The organism is Nocardioides sp. CCNWLW216, assembly GCF_037120545.1.
Taxonomy (GTDB): domain Bacteria; phylum Actinomycetota; class Actinomycetes; order Propionibacteriales; family Nocardioidaceae; genus Nocardioides; species Nocardioides lianchengensis.
On the sequence record NZ_JBBBBJ010000007.1, the window covers coordinates 109,546 to 124,363 of the forward strand.

The 14,818-nt window shown below is 72.1% G+C and carries 20 protein-coding genes; 14 read left to right on the forward strand and 6 right to left on the reverse strand.

Annotation, left to right across the window (positions count from 1 at the left end; all coding sequences use genetic code 11):
• The first annotated feature begins 1 nt into the window (after position 1).
• The 5 genes from V7S47_RS16720 to V7S47_RS16740 all read left to right on the forward strand — a co-directional run bounded on the left by V7S47_RS16720 (position 2) and on the right by V7S47_RS16740 (position 4,249).
• A complete protein-coding gene (locus V7S47_RS16720; RefSeq protein WP_336562638.1) occupies positions 2 to 1,000 on the forward strand; it encodes an LLM class flavin-dependent oxidoreductase in 999 nt (332 codons plus the stop codon).
• A 12-nt stretch (positions 1,001 to 1,012) separates the two neighbouring features.
• Positions 1,013 to 1,588: a hypothetical protein gene (locus V7S47_RS16725; RefSeq protein WP_336562639.1), complete on the forward strand. Its 576-nt coding sequence runs from the start codon at positions 1,013 to 1,015 to the stop codon at positions 1,586 to 1,588.
• A 113-nt stretch (positions 1,589 to 1,701) separates the two neighbouring features.
• Complete coding sequence (locus V7S47_RS16730; protein ID WP_442945356.1) at positions 1,702 to 2,670, forward strand: ABC transporter ATP-binding protein; 969 nt, start codon at positions 1,702 to 1,704, stop codon at positions 2,668 to 2,670.
• A 5-nt stretch (positions 2,671 to 2,675) separates the two neighbouring features.
• Positions 2,676 to 3,467 (forward strand): ABC transporter permease, encoded by a 792-nt coding sequence (locus V7S47_RS16735; RefSeq protein WP_090860125.1) that lies wholly within the window; start codon positions 2,676 to 2,678, stop codon positions 3,465 to 3,467.
• The gene (locus V7S47_RS16740; protein ID WP_336562640.1) at positions 3,464 to 4,249 is read left to right on the forward strand and encodes an ABC transporter permease; all 786 of its coding nucleotides are present in this window, start codon (positions 3,464 to 3,466) and stop codon (positions 4,247 to 4,249) included. The genes V7S47_RS16735 and V7S47_RS16740 overlap by 4 nt, the downstream gene beginning before the upstream one ends.
• Here V7S47_RS16740 and V7S47_RS16745 read toward each other — a convergent pair.
• The 3 genes from V7S47_RS16745 to V7S47_RS16755 form a co-directional block, all read right to left on the reverse strand.
• Positions 4,177 to 4,449 carry a hypothetical protein gene (locus V7S47_RS16745; protein ID WP_336562641.1) on the reverse strand — a complete coding sequence of 91 codons (273 nt, stop codon included), beginning with the start codon at positions 4,447 to 4,449 and terminating at the stop codon, positions 4,177 to 4,179. The genes V7S47_RS16740 and V7S47_RS16745 overlap by 73 nt on opposite strands.
• Positions 4,450 to 4,526: 77 nt before the next feature.
• Positions 4,527 to 5,276, reverse strand: a complete 750-nt coding sequence (locus V7S47_RS16750; protein ID WP_336562642.1) for a hypothetical protein — start codon at positions 5,274 to 5,276, stop codon at positions 4,527 to 4,529.
• 10 nt (positions 5,277 to 5,286) lie between these two features.
• Positions 5,287 to 5,775, reverse strand: a complete 489-nt coding sequence (locus V7S47_RS16755; RefSeq protein WP_336562643.1) for a GNAT family N-acetyltransferase — start codon at positions 5,773 to 5,775, stop codon at positions 5,287 to 5,289.
• Between the two features lie 59 nt (positions 5,776 to 5,834).
• Here V7S47_RS16755 and V7S47_RS16760 point away from each other — a divergent pair, with 59 nt between their 5' ends.
• From V7S47_RS16760 to V7S47_RS16790, 7 genes are all read left to right on the forward strand, one after another.
• Positions 5,835 to 6,191, forward strand: coding sequence for a hypothetical protein (locus V7S47_RS16760; protein ID WP_336562644.1), 357 nt, complete (start codon positions 5,835 to 5,837; stop codon positions 6,189 to 6,191).
• A 73-nt stretch (positions 6,192 to 6,264) separates the two neighbouring features.
• Entirely contained in the window at positions 6,265 to 7,401 is a 1,137-nt protein-coding gene (locus V7S47_RS16765) for a methyltransferase domain-containing protein (protein WP_336562645.1), read from the forward strand.
• 29 nt (positions 7,402 to 7,430) lie between these two features.
• Complete coding sequence (locus V7S47_RS16770) at positions 7,431 to 7,625, forward strand: DUF3046 domain-containing protein (protein WP_336562646.1); 195 nt, start codon at positions 7,431 to 7,433, stop codon at positions 7,623 to 7,625.
• 186 nt (positions 7,626 to 7,811) lie between these two features.
• Entirely contained in the window at positions 7,812 to 8,861 is a 1,050-nt protein-coding gene (gene recA, locus V7S47_RS16775; RefSeq protein WP_090860119.1) for a recombinase RecA, read from the forward strand.
• 186 nt (positions 8,862 to 9,047) lie between these two features.
• Positions 9,048 to 9,665 (forward strand): regulatory protein RecX, encoded by a 618-nt coding sequence (locus V7S47_RS16780; RefSeq protein ID WP_336562647.1) that lies wholly within the window; start codon positions 9,048 to 9,050, stop codon positions 9,663 to 9,665.
• Between the two features lie 26 nt (positions 9,666 to 9,691).
• The gene (locus tag V7S47_RS16785) at positions 9,692 to 10,189 is read left to right on the forward strand and encodes a phosphoribosyltransferase (protein ID WP_336562648.1); all 498 of its coding nucleotides are present in this window, start codon (positions 9,692 to 9,694) and stop codon (positions 10,187 to 10,189) included.
• Positions 10,189 to 11,046 carry a polyphosphate kinase 2 family protein gene (locus tag V7S47_RS16790; RefSeq protein ID WP_336562649.1) on the forward strand — a complete coding sequence of 286 codons (858 nt, stop codon included), beginning with the start codon at positions 10,189 to 10,191 and terminating at the stop codon, positions 11,044 to 11,046. The genes V7S47_RS16785 and V7S47_RS16790 overlap by 1 nt, the downstream gene beginning before the upstream one ends.
• 33 nt (positions 11,047 to 11,079) lie before the next feature.
• Here the strand turns inward: V7S47_RS16790 and V7S47_RS16795 are convergent, their stop codons facing one another.
• Positions 11,080 to 11,772 (reverse strand): hypothetical protein, encoded by a 693-nt coding sequence (locus V7S47_RS16795; RefSeq protein ID WP_336562650.1) that lies wholly within the window; start codon positions 11,770 to 11,772, stop codon positions 11,080 to 11,082.
• 124 nt (positions 11,773 to 11,896) lie between these two features.
• Here V7S47_RS16795 and V7S47_RS16800 point away from each other — a divergent pair, with 124 nt between their 5' ends.
• Positions 11,897 to 12,673 (forward strand): HipA family kinase, encoded by a 777-nt coding sequence (locus tag V7S47_RS16800; RefSeq protein WP_336562651.1) that lies wholly within the window; start codon positions 11,897 to 11,899, stop codon positions 12,671 to 12,673.
• Entirely contained in the window at positions 12,670 to 13,050 is a 381-nt protein-coding gene (locus tag V7S47_RS16805; RefSeq protein ID WP_336562652.1) for a DUF3037 domain-containing protein, read from the forward strand. The genes V7S47_RS16800 and V7S47_RS16805 overlap by 4 nt, the downstream gene beginning before the upstream one ends.
• An 88-nt stretch (positions 13,051 to 13,138) precedes the next feature.
• Here V7S47_RS16805 and V7S47_RS16810 read toward each other — a convergent pair whose 3' ends face one another.
• Both V7S47_RS16810 and V7S47_RS16815 read right to left on the reverse strand, forming a co-directional pair.
• Positions 13,139 to 13,882: a sirohydrochlorin chelatase gene (locus V7S47_RS16810; RefSeq protein ID WP_090860112.1), complete on the reverse strand. Its 744-nt coding sequence runs from the start codon at positions 13,880 to 13,882 to the stop codon at positions 13,139 to 13,141.
• 73 nt (positions 13,883 to 13,955) lie between these two features.
• The gene (locus tag V7S47_RS16815; RefSeq protein WP_336562653.1) at positions 13,956 to 14,702 is read right to left on the reverse strand and encodes a phosphoadenylyl-sulfate reductase; all 747 of its coding nucleotides are present in this window, start codon (positions 14,700 to 14,702) and stop codon (positions 13,956 to 13,958) included.
• Positions 14,703 to 14,818 lie beyond the last annotated feature (116 nt).

Genomic DNA, 14,818 nt, shown 5'->3' on the forward strand with positions numbered 1-14,818 from the left:
CATGCAGATCCCGCTGTCCGTGCTCGACCTCGCTCCCGTCGCCAAGGGCGAGAGCGTCGGCAGCAGCATCGCCGCCAGCGTCGCGCTCGCGCAGCGCGCGGAGGCCCACGGCTACGAGCGCGTCTGGTACGCCGAGCACCACAACATGCCGCGCATCGCGTCCTCGGCGACCAGCGTGCTGATCTCGCACGTCGGTGCCCACACCAGCACGATCCGGCTGGGGGCCGGTGGCGTGATGCTGCCGAACCACGCGCCGCTGACCATCGCGGAGCAGTTCGGCACGCTCGAGGCGATGTACCCCGGCCGGATCGATCTCGGTCTCGGCCGGGCGCCCGGCTCGGACCAGAACACCATGTACGCGCTGCGTCGCGATCCGAGCTCCTCGGACCGGTTCCCCGAGGACGTCCTCGAGCTCCAGGCCTACCTGGCGGGGGAGTCGCGGGTCCCGGGCGTCGACGCCACCCCGGGCAAGGGCACGCACGTGCCGCTCTACATCCTCGGCTCGTCGATGTTCGGCGCCCACCTGGCCGCCCGGCTCGGCCTGCCGTACGCCTTCGCCAGCCACTTCGCGCCGCAGGCCCTCGAGGCCGCCGTGGCGGCGTACCGGCGTGAGTTCCGCCCCTCGGCCCAGCTGGACGCGCCCCATGTCATCGCCGCGGTCAACGTCATCGCCGCCGATACCGTCGAGCAGGCCAGGGCCAGCCACGAGGCGATGCGCCGCTCGTTCGCGGTCGCGCTCTTCGCCGGCGGTCGGGAGGTCTCCGACGTCGAGGCCGACGTCCTGCTGCGCCGCGGTGCCGGCCAGCAGGTCGACCAGATGTTCGCCTACGTCGCCCTCGGCACACCGCCCGAGGTCGCCGAGTACCTGCACGGCTTCCGCGACCTGGTCGACGCCGACGAGCTGATCACCGCCCACCAGGCGCCCGACACGGAGAGCCGGCTGCGCTCGATCGAGCTCACCGCCGAGGCGATCAGCGGGAAATCGGTGGCGACCGCCTGACACGCTGGAGGCGTGCACCTGGTCCTCCTGTTCGGCCCGCAGGCCGTCGGCAAGCTCGCCGTCGGCCGGGAGGTCGCTGCGCGGACGCCGTACCGGCTCCTCCACAACCACGCCACCATCGAGCCCCTGCTCGAGGTCTTCGACTGGGGCACTCCGGCCTTCGAGACGCTGAAGGAGGAGTTCCGGCGCCGCATCCTGGAGGAGGCGCTGGCCAGCGGACTGCCGGGCCTCGTCTTCACCTACGCGTGGGGTCTCGACGTCCCCGAGGACACGGCCTACGTCGCGGGCGTCGTCGACCTGGTCGTCGCGGCCGGAGGTCGCGTCGACTTCGTCGAGCTGTACGCCGACGAGGCGACCCGGCTCGCGCGCGAGGGCACCGAGCTGCGGCTGGCGGCCAAGCCCTCGAAGCGGGACGTCGCCTGGGCCCGGGAGCACCTCGTCGACTGGGGCCGGCGCTACCGGCTCTCGACGGGACCGGACCTGCCGTTCCCGCTCGACCATCCGCACCTGCGCATCGACAACACCGACCTGACCGCCGTGGAGGCGGCCGAGGAGATCGTGCTGCGGCTCGGCCTGTCCGAGGGTTGAGCCCGCGGCGCTCCCGCCCACCCAGCGGCGTCGTGGGTCCCGACACTGCTTCCGGTGCGGTCGCGCGGACGAGGTTCACCGTCAAGCGCTCACCCGGGCTTAGGGTGCTGCCCGTGCCCGACATCTCGGTGGATCCGGACTCCATGGTCCTGGCGCGCGGCCTGCGCAAGACCTTCGGCAAGCCCGGCGCGGAGTTCGAGGCCGTCAAGGGCATCGACGTCGACGTACGACGGGGCGAGGCCTTCGGCTTCCTCGGCCCCAACGGCGCCGGCAAGTCCTCGACGATGCGGATGGTCGCCGCGGTCTCGCCGGTCAGCGGGGGTGAGCTGCGCATCCTCGGGATGGACCCCGCGGTCGACGGCCCGGCGATCCGCGGTCGGCTCGGCGTGTGCCCGCAGGAGGACACCCTCGACGTCGAGCTGAACGTGCGCGACAACCTCTACATCTACGGCCGCTACTTCGGGATCCCGAAGGGCGAGGTGAACGACCGGGTCGACGAGCTGCTGGAGTTCGTGCAGCTGACGGAGAAGGCCAAGGCGAAGGTCGAGGACCTCTCCGGCGGCATGAAGCGCCGGCTGACCATCGCCCGCAGCCTGGTCAACCGCCCCGACCTGCTGCTCCTCGACGAGCCCACCACCGGTCTCGACCCGCAGGCCCGGCACGTGCTCTGGGACCGCCTGTTCCGGCTCAAGCAGGCCGGCGTCACGCTGGTCATCACCACCCACTACATGGACGAGGCCGAGCAGCTCTGCGACCGCCTGGTCGTCATGGACAAGGGTCGGATCGTGGCCGAGGGCTCGCCGCTGCAGCTGATCCGCGAGCACTCCACCCGCGAGGTCGCCGAGCTGCGCTTCGGCGTCGCCGACGAGGGCGACAGCCACGAGGCGCTGGCCGAGAAGGTCGCCGACCTGGGCGACCGGGTCGAGGTGCTGCCCGACCGGCTGCTCGTCTACAGCGAGGACGGCGACGAGGTGGTGGCCAAGGTCCACGAGCGCGGCCTGACACCCGTCGCCACGCTCGTACGACGCTCCTCGCTGGAGGACGTCTTCCTCCGCCTCACCGGCCGCACCCTCGTGGACTGACGTCCATGCCCGATCTCGCCCTCGCCGACGGCGTCCGCCGCCAGGCCGACTACTGGCTCACCGTCTACAAGCGCACCTGGCGCGCGTCGGTCATCAGTTCCTTCGTCGCCCCGCTGTTCTACGTCGTGGCGATGGGCGTCCTCCTCGGCGGCTTCATCGAGGGTGACCCCGACCAGCTGGAGGGCGCGACGTCGTACCTCGCCTTCGTGGTGCCGGGACTGGTCGCCGCGCACGCCATGCAGACGGCGGTGGGGGAGACGACGTACCCCGTCATGGGGCTGATCAAGTGGCAGCGCGTCTACGACTCGATGCTCGCGACGCCGCTGCAGGTCCAGCACCTCGCCGGCGCGACGATGACCTTCGTGCTGTTCCGGCTGGTCACCACCTGCGGCGTCTACATGCTGGTGCTGGCGCCGTTCGGCGTCTTCGAGTCGTGGTGGGGCCCGTTCGTCGCGTTCGCCTCGCAGGTGCTGGTCGGGATGGCGTTCGCGGTGTGGGTCTACGGGTTCACCGCCCGGCTCGAGGACGAGCAGGCCTTCGGGGTGCTGTTCCGGATCGGGGTGTTCCCGCTGTTCCTGTTCTCGGGCGCGTTCTTCCCGGTCGAGAACCTCGGCCACGTCGGTGCCTGGGCCGCGCGCCTCACGCCGCTGTGGCACGGCGTGAACCTGTCGCGGATGTTCTGCCTCGACACCGTCGACTGGTCGACGGCCGCGGTCAACGTGACGGTGCTGGTGGTGCTGCTGGTCGCCGGCTGGTTCTGGGCGCTGGCCGGGCTGCGGAAGCGGCTGGTCTCGTGAGCGCCGTCCAGCCGCTGTCGAGCACCCAGGCGATGCGCCTGCTGGTGCTGCGCAACTACCTCGTCTACAAGGACGCCTGGAAGCTCTTCCTGACCGGCTTCCTGGAGCCCGTCCTCTACCTGCTGTCCATCGGCATCGGCGTCGGGCAGCTCATCGACACCTTCGAGTTCAACGGCCGCCAGGTGCCGTACGCCGAGTTCGTCGCCCCGGCGATGCTCGCGGCCTCGGCGTTCAACGGCGCGCTGCTCGACTCGACCTTCAACGTGTTCTTCAAGCTGAAGTTCATCAAGCTCTACGACCAGCTGCTCGCCACCCCGCTCACCACCGGCGACATCGCGCGCTCGGAGATCCTGTGGGGCCAGCTGCGCGGCGGGAGCTACTCGCTGGCCTTCCTGCTGGTCATGCTGGCGATGGGGCTGATCGACTCGTGGTGGGCGGTGCTGGCCTTCCCGGCCGCGCTGCTGATCGGCTTCGCGTTCAGCGCGGTGTGCATGGCGCTGACCACCTACATGACCTCGTGGCAGGACTTCGACAAGGTCACCCTCGTCCAGGTCCCGCTGTTCCTCTTCTCCGCGACCTTCTTCCCGGTCACCGCCTTCGACGGCTGGCTGCGCTGGGTGGTCGAGTGCACGCCGCTCTACCGCGGGGTGGTGCTCTGCCGCGAGCTCACCACCGGCGCGCTCTCGTGGGACTCGGCGATCTCGGTGGTCTACCTGCTGGTGATGGGCCTGGTCGGGCTGCTCGTCGTACGACGGCGGCTGGACGCGCTGCTGCTCACCTGAGCCGGGTCCTCCTCCAGGACGGCGAGTCCGATCCGCAGGCTGCCGAGATCGCCGATGAGGTCGTGCACGGCGTGGTACGCCGCTCGCATCCGCGGGTCCGGCGACCGCCGGTGCTCCTGCAGCTCCAGCAGGGCCCGGCAGGCGAGCGTCGCCGCCTCGTCGACGCCGTGCTGCAGGCGCTCCACCACGCTCGGGTGCATCGCGACCACCTCGTCCCTCTCCCGTCTCGGACGTCCAGCCTGCGCCGGGACCCCAGCGGGAACCAGGCCCGGACGGGCTATGGCGTCTGGCCGCCCACCCGGGCTCCCTCCCGGACCGTGACGAGGTCGCGTCGCTCCGGGTGCCCGGTCAGCAGTTCGCGCTCCAGCAGCGGGGCGTCGAAGGCCACCTCGACATCGACGTGCTCGGGCCCGGACTCGGTGGCGGGGAGGACGCTCACCCGCTCGACGATGTAGATCGAGGACAGCGCGTCGCGCGCGACGGCCCGGGCCGCCGCGCTGGTGCCCGGCCGGTCGGTGAGGACCCAGGTCGGCCCCTCGACCGTGTACGACGCGGACCGCAGTCGACGCAGCGCGTCCCAGCCGGCGAGGGCGGCCTCGGTGTCGTCGAAGACCGCGACGGTCTCGGGCGCCGCGATCGCGACGTCGGTGAGACCGTCGATCCCGGCCACCACCTCCCAGGTGGTCGCGCTGGCCGCCGGATCGTCGCAGTCGACGGGCACGGCGAGCCCGTCGGCGGACACCGACAGCGCCAGGGTGGCCGCTCCCGGCGGGTCGAAGTCGCAGACGTGCGCTGCGGCCGCGCCGACGTCGGTGCCCGCCACGGTCACGGTGATGTCGGCGCTGCCCGCGAACGGCAGCGCCTCCGCGCTCGTCGCGTCCGCCACCGCCATGCCCTCGAAGGGGTGCTCGGCGAGCCAGTCCTCGAAGTCCGTGACGGTCTGCGCGCCGCCGCGGACGGCGCAGGCGGCGAGCAGCAGCGCGACGAGGGGAGCGGCGATCGCGAGAGGACGGCGGGGGATCGGCACGAGGGGAGGTCTACCCCGCCAGGGCGATCTGCCACCACTCCGTGTCGATCCAGCGGTCGAACTTGTGCCCGACCTCGCGCAGCACCCCCACCGGCTCGAACCCGCACGCCCGGTGCAGCGCCCGGCTGCCCGGGTTGGGCAGCGCGACCACGGCCACGGCGGTCCGCATCCCGTCCGTGCGCAGGCGGCGCAGCAGCTCGTCGTACAGCGCCCGGCCGAGGCCGCGGCCGTGGGCGGCCGGGTCGACGTACACGGAGGTCTCGCGGGTGTGGCGGTACGCCGGCCGCGGGCGGTAGGCGGACGAGTAGGCGTAGCCGACGACGCCGTCCTCGTCAGCCACGAGCAGGTGGTCGCCGCGGTCGGTGCTGGCCAGGCGGTGCTCCCAGTACGACACCGGCGGCGGCTCCAGGTCGAAGGTCGCGATGCCGCCGGCGACCTGCCCGTCGTAGATCGCCTTGATCGCGGGCAGGTCGGCGGGAGTGGCGGAGCGCACAGGCATGGGCCCATTCTCCGCCGTCGTCGGAGGAGTCGTTCACCTGGATGTGCTGGACTCAGGTCGTGCCGGTCACTCACCTCGCGGGTCGTAGCGCCCGCATCGACGTGACGCTCGAGGGCCTCACCTTCACCCGCTCGGTGGCCGGCGCCGCCCGGCGCGGGGTCGAGCCGGTCCAGGAGGTCCTCTGGGACGACCTGGTCGGGGCCGAGCTGGTCCACACCCGCAAGGGCCGGCCGGTGTTCCGGGTGCTGGTCGTCGGCGCCCGCTCGGGTCTGCCGCTCCGGGAGGACCCGTACGCCCTGAAGCTGCCGCGCGCCGCCGCCGAGCGGGCCGCCGAGCTCGTCGAGCAGGTCGCGCGCGAGGTCGCCGTACGACGGCGCTGGCGTGCGCACGCCGAGGACGACGGGGCGGGCGCCTGATCCTGGCGGCTTCCCGACGGAGGTTGGCAGGAAGTCCGTGGCCCTCCTCCTCGAGGACCGCGAGGATCTCCCCATGAGCGCGATCGAGCCCGACACCAAGGACTGGACCTGGGTCCTGCAGCACCCCTGCCCGGAGTGCGGCTACGTCGCCGAGGACCCCGACCGCACGGAGCTGGGCGACCTGGTCCGGGGCAACGCCGCGCTCTGGCCGGTGCTCCTGGCCGCGCCGGACGCGGCGGCCCGCCCCGGCCCGGACGTCTGGTCGGTGCTGGAGTACGCCTGCCACGTGCGCGACGTGCAGCGTGTCTTCAGCGAGCGCCTCGCGCTGATGCTCGACCAGGACGACCCGCTCTTCGCCAACTGGGACCAGGACGAGACCGCCGTCGCCGAGCGCTACGACCTCCAGGACCCCGCTGTCGTCGCCGGCGAGCTGGTCGCGGCCGCCGAGACCGTCGCCGACCAGTACGACGCCGTGCCCACCGACGCCTGGTCCCGCTCCGGGCGGCGCAGCAACGGTGCGGTCTTCACCGTCGAGACCCTCGGGCGCTACCACCTGCACGACCTCGTGCACCACGCGCACGACGTCCGGGACGCGGCCGCCCGGGCGACCCGGGCGGCGTACGACGCCCACGCGGCCGCCTACGGCGTCGCCACCGCCGATCTCGACGACGCGGTGGCCCACCTCCGCGAGCGGTTCGCGGCTGCCGTCGGCAGGGGCGCGCGAGTGCTCGAGATCGGCAGCGGGCCGGGTCGCGACGCCGCGGCGCTGGAGGCGGTCGGGCTGAGCGTGCGGCGCACCGACGTCAGCACCGGCTTCGTCGAGCTGCTGCGCGCCGAGGGCCACGAGGCCGACGTCCTGGACCCGCTGACCGACGGGCTCGATGACCCCGTCCGTCCCGGCACGCCGTACGACGGGGTGTGGGCGAGCGCCTCGCTCCTGCACGTCGCGCGAGGGGACCTGCCGGTGGTGCTGCGCCGGCTGGCGGCGGCGACCCGGGACGGCGGTGTGCTGCACCTGGCGGTCAAGGAGGGCACGGGAGAGGGCTGGTCGACCCACGGCAGCGTCACGGCCCCGCGCCGGTTCACCTACTGGTCCGAGAACGGGCTCACGGCCGTCGTCGAGGCAGCGGGCTGGCACGTCGAGCAGCGCGGATACGGCACCGGCTCGCGCGGCGAGCGCTGGCTGGACCTGCTGGCCCGGCGTCGCTGAGTCGGCGGGGCGCCGTACGCTTCACCGGCGTGAGGCACACGGAGTTCTGGTCCCGGATGGAGGACGCGCTGGGCGCGTCGTACGCCCCCTCGTGGGCGAGCCAGTTCGTCATGGGCGCCCTCGGTGGTCGCACCGCGCAGGAGGCGCTGGACGCCGGGGTGCCGCCCAAGGAGGTCTGGGCCGCGGTCTGGGCGGCGCTCGGGCTGCCGGAGCGCGATCGCTGAACCCCGGGCGACACGCGCGTGTCGGTGTCGCGATCGAACACGTGTTCGGGCTAGGTTGTGTCCACAGGCATGACGCCGGAACGGGTTCTCCACAGCCTCGGCAGCGCTGATCAGGCGTTGTCGGTGGACCGCTCTAGCGTCGCCGACGTGCCTGACACCCGACGAGCTAGGAAAGAAGGTCCGGCCATGGCTGGAGATCGCGACAAGGCCCTCGACGCCGCCCTGCTGAACATCGAGAAGTCGTTCGGCAAGGGCTCGGTGATGCGCCTCGGCGACGAGACGCGCGCCCCCCTGGAGGTCATCCCGACCGGATCGATCGCGCTCGACGTCGCGCTGGGCCTCGGTGGCCTGCCCCGCGGCCGGGTGGTCGAGGTCTACGGTCCGGAGTCTTCCGGCAAGACGACGGTCGCGCTGCACGCGGTGGCCAACGCCCAGGCCGCCGGCGGCATCGTGGCCTTCATCGACGCCGAGCACGCGCTCGACCCCGACTACGCCAAGGCCCTCGGCGTCGACACCGACGCGCTGCTGGTCTCGCAGCCCGACTCCGGTGAGCAGGCGCTCGAGATCGCCGACATGCTGATCCGCTCGGGTGCGCTCGACCTGATCGTCATCGACTCCGTCGCGGCGCTGGTGCCCCGGGCCGAGATCGAGGGCGAGATGGGCGACAGCCACGTCGGCCTCCAGGCCCGGCTGATGAGCCAGGCGCTGCGCAAGATGACCGGTGCGCTCAACAACTCCAAGACCACCGCGATCTTCATCAACCAGCTGCGCGAGAAGATCGGCGTGATGTTCGGCTCCCCGGAGACCACGACCGGTGGCCGGGCGCTGAAGTTCTACTCCTCGGTCCGTCTCGACGTGCGCCGCATCGAGACGCTCAAGGACGGCACCGACATGGTCGGCAACCGGACCCGGGTCAAGGTCGTCAAGAACAAGGTCGCGCCGCCGTTCAAGCAGGCCGAGTTCGACATCATGTACGGCAAGGGCATCAGTCGCGAAGGCGGCCTGATCGACGTCGGCGTCGAGGCGGGCATCGTCCGCAAGGCCGGCGCCTGGTACACCTACGACGGCGACCAGCTCGGCCAGGGCAAGGAGAACTCGCGCAAGTTCCTCAAGGACAACCCCGACCTGGCCAACGAGCTGGAGAAGAAGATCCTCGAGAAGCTCGGCGTCGGCCCCCAGGCCGACGCGCCCGCCGAGGCCCTGTCCGACGAGCCGGTCGGCGTCGACGACTTCTGAGGTCCCGCCGGTTGAGGTGTGAGGGCCGCTAGGCCCGAGCCTCGTGCGGTGGTTGAGGTGTGAGGGCCGCTAGGCCCGAGCCTCGTGCGGTGGTTGAGGTGTGAGGGCCGCTAGGCCCGAGCCTCGAAACCCGGTGAGCCGAGAAGCAGCGCCGTGCGCGCTGCGTCGTACGACGGGAGAGACGGCATGCACGACGACCGACCCGCCCCCTCATGGGCCGGCGACGTCTCCGTCGGGGTGGACGCGTGGACCCGCCGCGCGTCCACCCCGGCGTCACCTCCGCCGCCCGACCCGGTGGCGGCCGGCCCGGACGCCGACCCCGAGTCGGTGGCCCGCAAGATCCTGCTCGATCAGCTCACCGGCCAGGCCCGCAGCCGCCAGCAGCTCAGCGACAAGCTGGCGGCCAAGAACGTCCCGACCGACGTGGCGACCCGCCTCCTCGACCGCTTCGAGGAGGTCGGCCTGGTCGACGACGGGGCCTTCGCCCGCTCTTGGGTGGCCAGCCGGGGCGCCGGCGGCGGTCGGGCGCTCGCCAAGCGGGCCCTCGCCCAGGAGCTGCGGCGCAAGGGGATCGACGACGAGGTGGCCCGCGAGGCCCTCGACGAGATCGACCCCGACGACGAGGAGCAGGCCGCGCGGGCGCTGGTGCGCAAGAAGCTGCGCACCCTCACCCGCGTCGACGACGTTGTCGCCACCCGTCGCCTGGTCGGGATGCTGGCCCGCAAGGGCTACGGCTCGGGGCTCGCGTTCGCGGTGGTCAGGGACGAACTGGCCCAGGCGGGAAGGGATGCGCTGGACGACTGACCGCTGTCGGGGGCCAGAATGCTCTCGTGGCTGACGACGAGCGCGAGATCCTGACCTACGAGCTGTTCGGCACGGCCGTCCGCGACCTGGCCCAACAGGTCGTCGACTCCGGCTATGAGCCCGACCTGGTGCTTTCGATCGCGCGAGGGGGACTGGGCCTGGGCATGGGCCTCGGCTACGCGTTGGACGTGAAGAACCTCTCCGCGGTCAACGTGGAGTTCTACACCGGCGTCGACCAGCGCCTCGACGTCCCGATCATGCTGCCGCCGACGCCGCAGGCCGTCGACCTCTCGGGGCTCAAGGTGCTGATCGCCGACGACGTCGCCGACTCGGGCAAGACCCTGGAGATCGTGCAGGAGTTCTGCGCCGACCACGTCGCCGAGGCGCGGACCGCCGTCATCTACGAGAAGCCGTGGACCGTCGTGAGCGCCGACTACGTCTGGCGCCGTACCGACCGGTGGATCAACTTCCCCTGGTCGTCCGAGCCGCCGCTCGTCGACCGACGCGGCGGGCAGGCCCACTGATGGCCGGCACGCCGACGACCGGCGACCTGCTGCGCGTCCCGACGGGTGCCGTCGACCTGTCCGCGGTCGCGACCGACGCGACGCCGGGCTTCGCGCACGGCAAGTCCGCCGGGCAGGCGGCGCTGGCCGAGCTCGGCGAGGAGCTGGCGGACCTGCAGGAGCGGCTCTTCGCCGAGGGCCGCTCGGGCGGGTCGCGCCGGGTGCTGCTGGTGCTGCAGGGGATGGACACCTCCGGCAAGGGCGGCACCCTGCGGCGCACCGTGGGGCTGGTCGACCCCCAGGGCGTCCGGATCACCTCGTTCAAGGCCCCGACCGCGGAGGAGCGGGCCCATGACTTCCTGTGGCGCATCGAGCGGGCGGTGCCCGGAGCGGGCTACCTCGGGGTCTTCGACCGCTCCCACTACGAGGACGTGCTGATCGCGCGGGTGCACGGGCTCGCACCGGCGGAGGAGCTGGAGCGCCGCTACGACGCCATCGTCGACTTCGAGCGCCGGCTGGTCGAGTCGGGCACCACGCTGGTGAAGGTGATGCTGCACATCTCGGCCGACGAGCAGAAGGAGCGGCTGCTGGCCCGGCTCGACGACCCGGCCAAGCACTGGAAGTTCAACCCCGGCGACATCGACGAGCGCGCGCACTGGCCCGCCTACCGGGAGGCCTACGAGATCGCCCTGGAGCGCACCAGCACCGAGGCGGCGCCGTGGTACGTCGTCCCGGCCGACCGCAAGTGGTACCGCGACCTGGCCGTCGGCCGCTTGCTCCTCGAGGCGCTGCGCGGCCTGGACCCGCAGTGGCCGTCGGCCGACTTCGACGTGACGCACGAACGGGCCAGGCTGACCGGCGAGGAGCCGATCGCCTGACCCGTTCGGTCAGTCAGTCAGTGCTGAGCGAGGTCAGCGACGGTACGTCGAGCCCTTGATGACGCTGCTCGTGTAGCCCTTGCTGCCCTTGAAGGTGATCTTCCAGACGAACTTGCCGCGGCTCGGAGCGGGGAGGACGACGGTGAAGCGGCCCTTCCGGTTGCTGCGGACGGTCTTGTACTTCTTGAACTTCTTGCCGACCTTCTTCTGGACGATGATCTTGATCTTCGCCTTCGGGGCGACCTTGCCCTTGAAGCCGGCGCGCTTGCCGCTCATCCCGTTGATGGTCAGCTTGCGCTGGGCCTTCACGGTGCCGACGGACGCACCGGTCGGGGCGTACTCGGCCGTGCCGGAGTAGAAGACGCGGTACTGCGCCGAGATCTTGATGTCGACCGACTTGTACAGGTAGGCGCTCGACGACGTGGCGATCGTCTGCCACGAGCGGGAACCGGCCGCCAGCTGCTGCACGACGAGGCTGCCGTCGTAGACCTGCTTGCCGTCGGCACCCTTCACGTTGATCGAGAACGACACCTGGTCGGTGCCGGCCACGGGCGCGCCGGCCTGGGAGGAGTAGTCGTTGACCTTGATCCAGCCGCGGCCCTGGCTGCCGCTGACGATCGAGGTGGCGGTGGCTGCGGAAGCGGGCGCCGTGGAGGCGACGATGACAGCGGTGGGGGCGATCAGGCCGGTCGTGACGACGGCGGCGAGAAGACGACGTACGCGCAAGGGTGTGTCCGTTCTACGAGTCTGGGAGGAGGCGGCGTCCCGAGCCGCCGACAGTTCTTTACCTCCGGAAGACGCCCCCTAAACGGACTTCTTACGCAGTTCGACACTCACCTAGGGTTGCGCCGTGATTCCGACCGTGCCAGTGACCCGCTACGTCACCCCGCTGCGCGAGGGCGGCAGCCTCCCGGGCATCGTCGAGGCGGCCGACCTCGGGACCTACGTCTGCAAGTTCCGGGGGGCCGGGCAGGGCCTCCGGGTGCTGGTCGCCGAGACGATCGTGGCCGAGCTCGCCCGGCGCATCGGGCTGCGGACCCCGCGCCTGGTCGCGCTGGAGCTGGGCGCCGAGATCGCGCGCTACGAGGCCGACGAGGAGGTCCAGGACCTGCTCCGGGCGAGCATCGGCCTTAACCTCGGGGTGGACTTCCTCCCGGGCTCCTTCGGGTACGACGGAGAGGTCCCGACGGGCCCGGACGTCGCTGCGCGGGTCCTGTGGCTCGACGCGTTCTGCGCGAACGTCGACCGGTCCTGGCGCAACCCGAACCTGCTGGTGTGGCACGGAGACCTCTGGGTGATCGACCACGGTGCCTCGCTCTACTTCCACCACGCATGGCCGGGCGGGTCGTTGACCAAGGAGGGCGCCGCGGCACGCTTCGCCGCGCAGCCGTGGGACCTCACCGACCACGTCCTCGAGCGGTACGCCGGCGGCGTGCCCGCGGCCGATGCCGAGGTGCGGGAGCGGCTCTCGGCCGACGACCTCCCGGAGGTGCTGTCCCTCGTTCCGGACGAGTGGCTGGAGCCGGTCCCGGGGGCGGAGACCCCGGACGCCGTGCGGGCGTCGTACGTCGAGTTCCTGGCCGCTCGCCTCGCCACCCGCCAGTGGCTGCCGGAGGTCGTCGCGTGACCTCGCTGTCCTATCAGTACGTCGTGCTGCGCTGCGTCCCGCGCGTCGACCGCGAGGAGTTCCTCAACGTCGGCGTGGTGCTCTACTGCCAGGCGACCGACTTCCTCGACGTCGCGTGGGAGGTCGACCGCGACCGGCTCGCGGCGTTCGCCCCGGGCCTGGACCTCGACCGGGTCTGCGACGCGCTCGACTTCGTCGCGGGCGTCTGCGCGGGCGACCGGCGTGGGGGAGCCGCGGCCGGGAAGCCCACCAGCCAGCGCTTCGGCTTCCTGAAGGCGCCTAAGAGCACCGTCCTGCAGCCCGGCCCGGTGCACGGGGGCATCACCGCGGATCCCGCCGCCGACCTCACCCGCCTCCGCGACCACCTGGTCGGATAGGCCGAGTCAGCAGAAACTGCGCGCCGAGTCGGCACCAGTGGTGCTGACTCGGCCCACCACTGGTGCTGACTCGGCGGGAAGGACCGGGTCAGACGGGGACGAGCTCGACGGCGCCGACGGCGTAGCGGGCCAGGATGGTGCGGGCGACCTCGGGGTGCGCGCCGAGCGGCTCCGACACGGCGATCGCGCCCGCCTCGACGGCGAGCTCGGCGGCTCGGTCCGGGAGGAAGCCGGGCGCCAGGAACAGCGAGGCGACCGCGATGTGGCGGCGGCCCTCGGCCCGGAAGGCGCGCACGGCCTCGCCCGTGGCGGGCGGGGAGCTGGACGCGAACGCCGCGGTCACGGGGAGCTTGTGGTGGGAGCCCCAGACGCGGGCGAGCCGGGCGACGGCCTGGTTGGCGAGCGCGTCGCTGGAGCCGGCGGCGGCCAGCACCAGGGCGTCGAGCTCGCGGACCCGGGCGACCCGCAGCGCCTCGCGCAGTCGGACGTCGAGGACCTCCAGGAAGCAGGCCTCGAGGCCGAGGATCGAGGTCGCGCGGATGCGCAGGCCCGGGTGCCGGGCACCGGCGGCGGCCACGGCGGACGGGACGTCGACCTTGGCGTGGTAGGCCTCCGTCAGCAGCAGCGGCACGACGACGATCTCGTCGTGCCCGGCCTTCACGAGCCGGTCGACGACCGTCTGGAACGACGGCTTCGACAGCTCCAGGAACGCCTGCTCGACGCGCAGGTCCGGGCGCATCGCGCGGACCTCGTCGACCAGGGCGGTGATGGTGCGGGCGGACCGCGGGTCACGGGAGCCGTGAGCCAGGGCCACCAGGGCGGGAGCAGCCATCAGGGCAGCCTCCTCGGGTGTGCAGGGGTACGACGGACCACGTTGTCCGCGATGGGGGATGGCAGCGCGCGGGTCACGAGTGGATCCCGCACTCGGTCTTGTTGGTGCCGGCCCAGCGGCCCGAGCGCGGGTCCTCGCCGGGGGCGACGCGTCGGGTGCACGGGGCGCAGCCGATCGACGGGTAGCCGTCGTAGACGAGCGGATTGACGAGCACGCCGTTCTCGGCGATGTAGCGCTCCATCTGCTCGTCGGACCAGCGCGCCAGGGGCGAGACCTTGACCTTGCCCTTCTTGGCGTCCCAGCCGATGACCGGCGCGATGACGCGGTTGTGGGTCTCGGCGCGGCGGAGCCCGGTGGCCCAGGCGTCGTAGTTCTCGAGCCGATCGGCCAGCGGCTGCACCTTGCGGAGCTTGCAGCACAGGTCGGGGTCGGTCTTGTAGAGGTCCTTGCCGTACGCCGCGTCCTGCTCGGCCACGCTCTGCACCGGCGTGATCGAGATCAGGTTGAGGTTCATGGTGGCCTCGACGGCGTCGCGGGTGCCCACGGTCTCGATGAAGTGGTAGCCGGTGTCGAGGAACAGCACGTCGACCCCGGGCACGACCTGGGAGACCAGGTGCGCCAGCGCGGCGTCGCCCATCGACGACGTCACGCAGAACCGCTCCCCGAAGGTCGCGGCCGCCCACTCGACGATGACCTCGGCCGGCGCCAGCTCCAGCTCGGCGCCCCAGTGGGACACCAGCTCGCGCAGCTCCTCGGGCGAGCGGCCCTCGGTCTGCACCCCGCGGGCGTTGCGGGCGGTCGTGGTGGTCGCGGCGGTCATCGGTTCACTCCCTGGGAAGGTCGGATCAAGCCGAGCATCTTCAGGTGGAAGGCGCGCAGGCAGCCGCGGCATTCCCAGGAACCGTGAGGGGAGCTGACCTCGCCAGCATCCGAGAC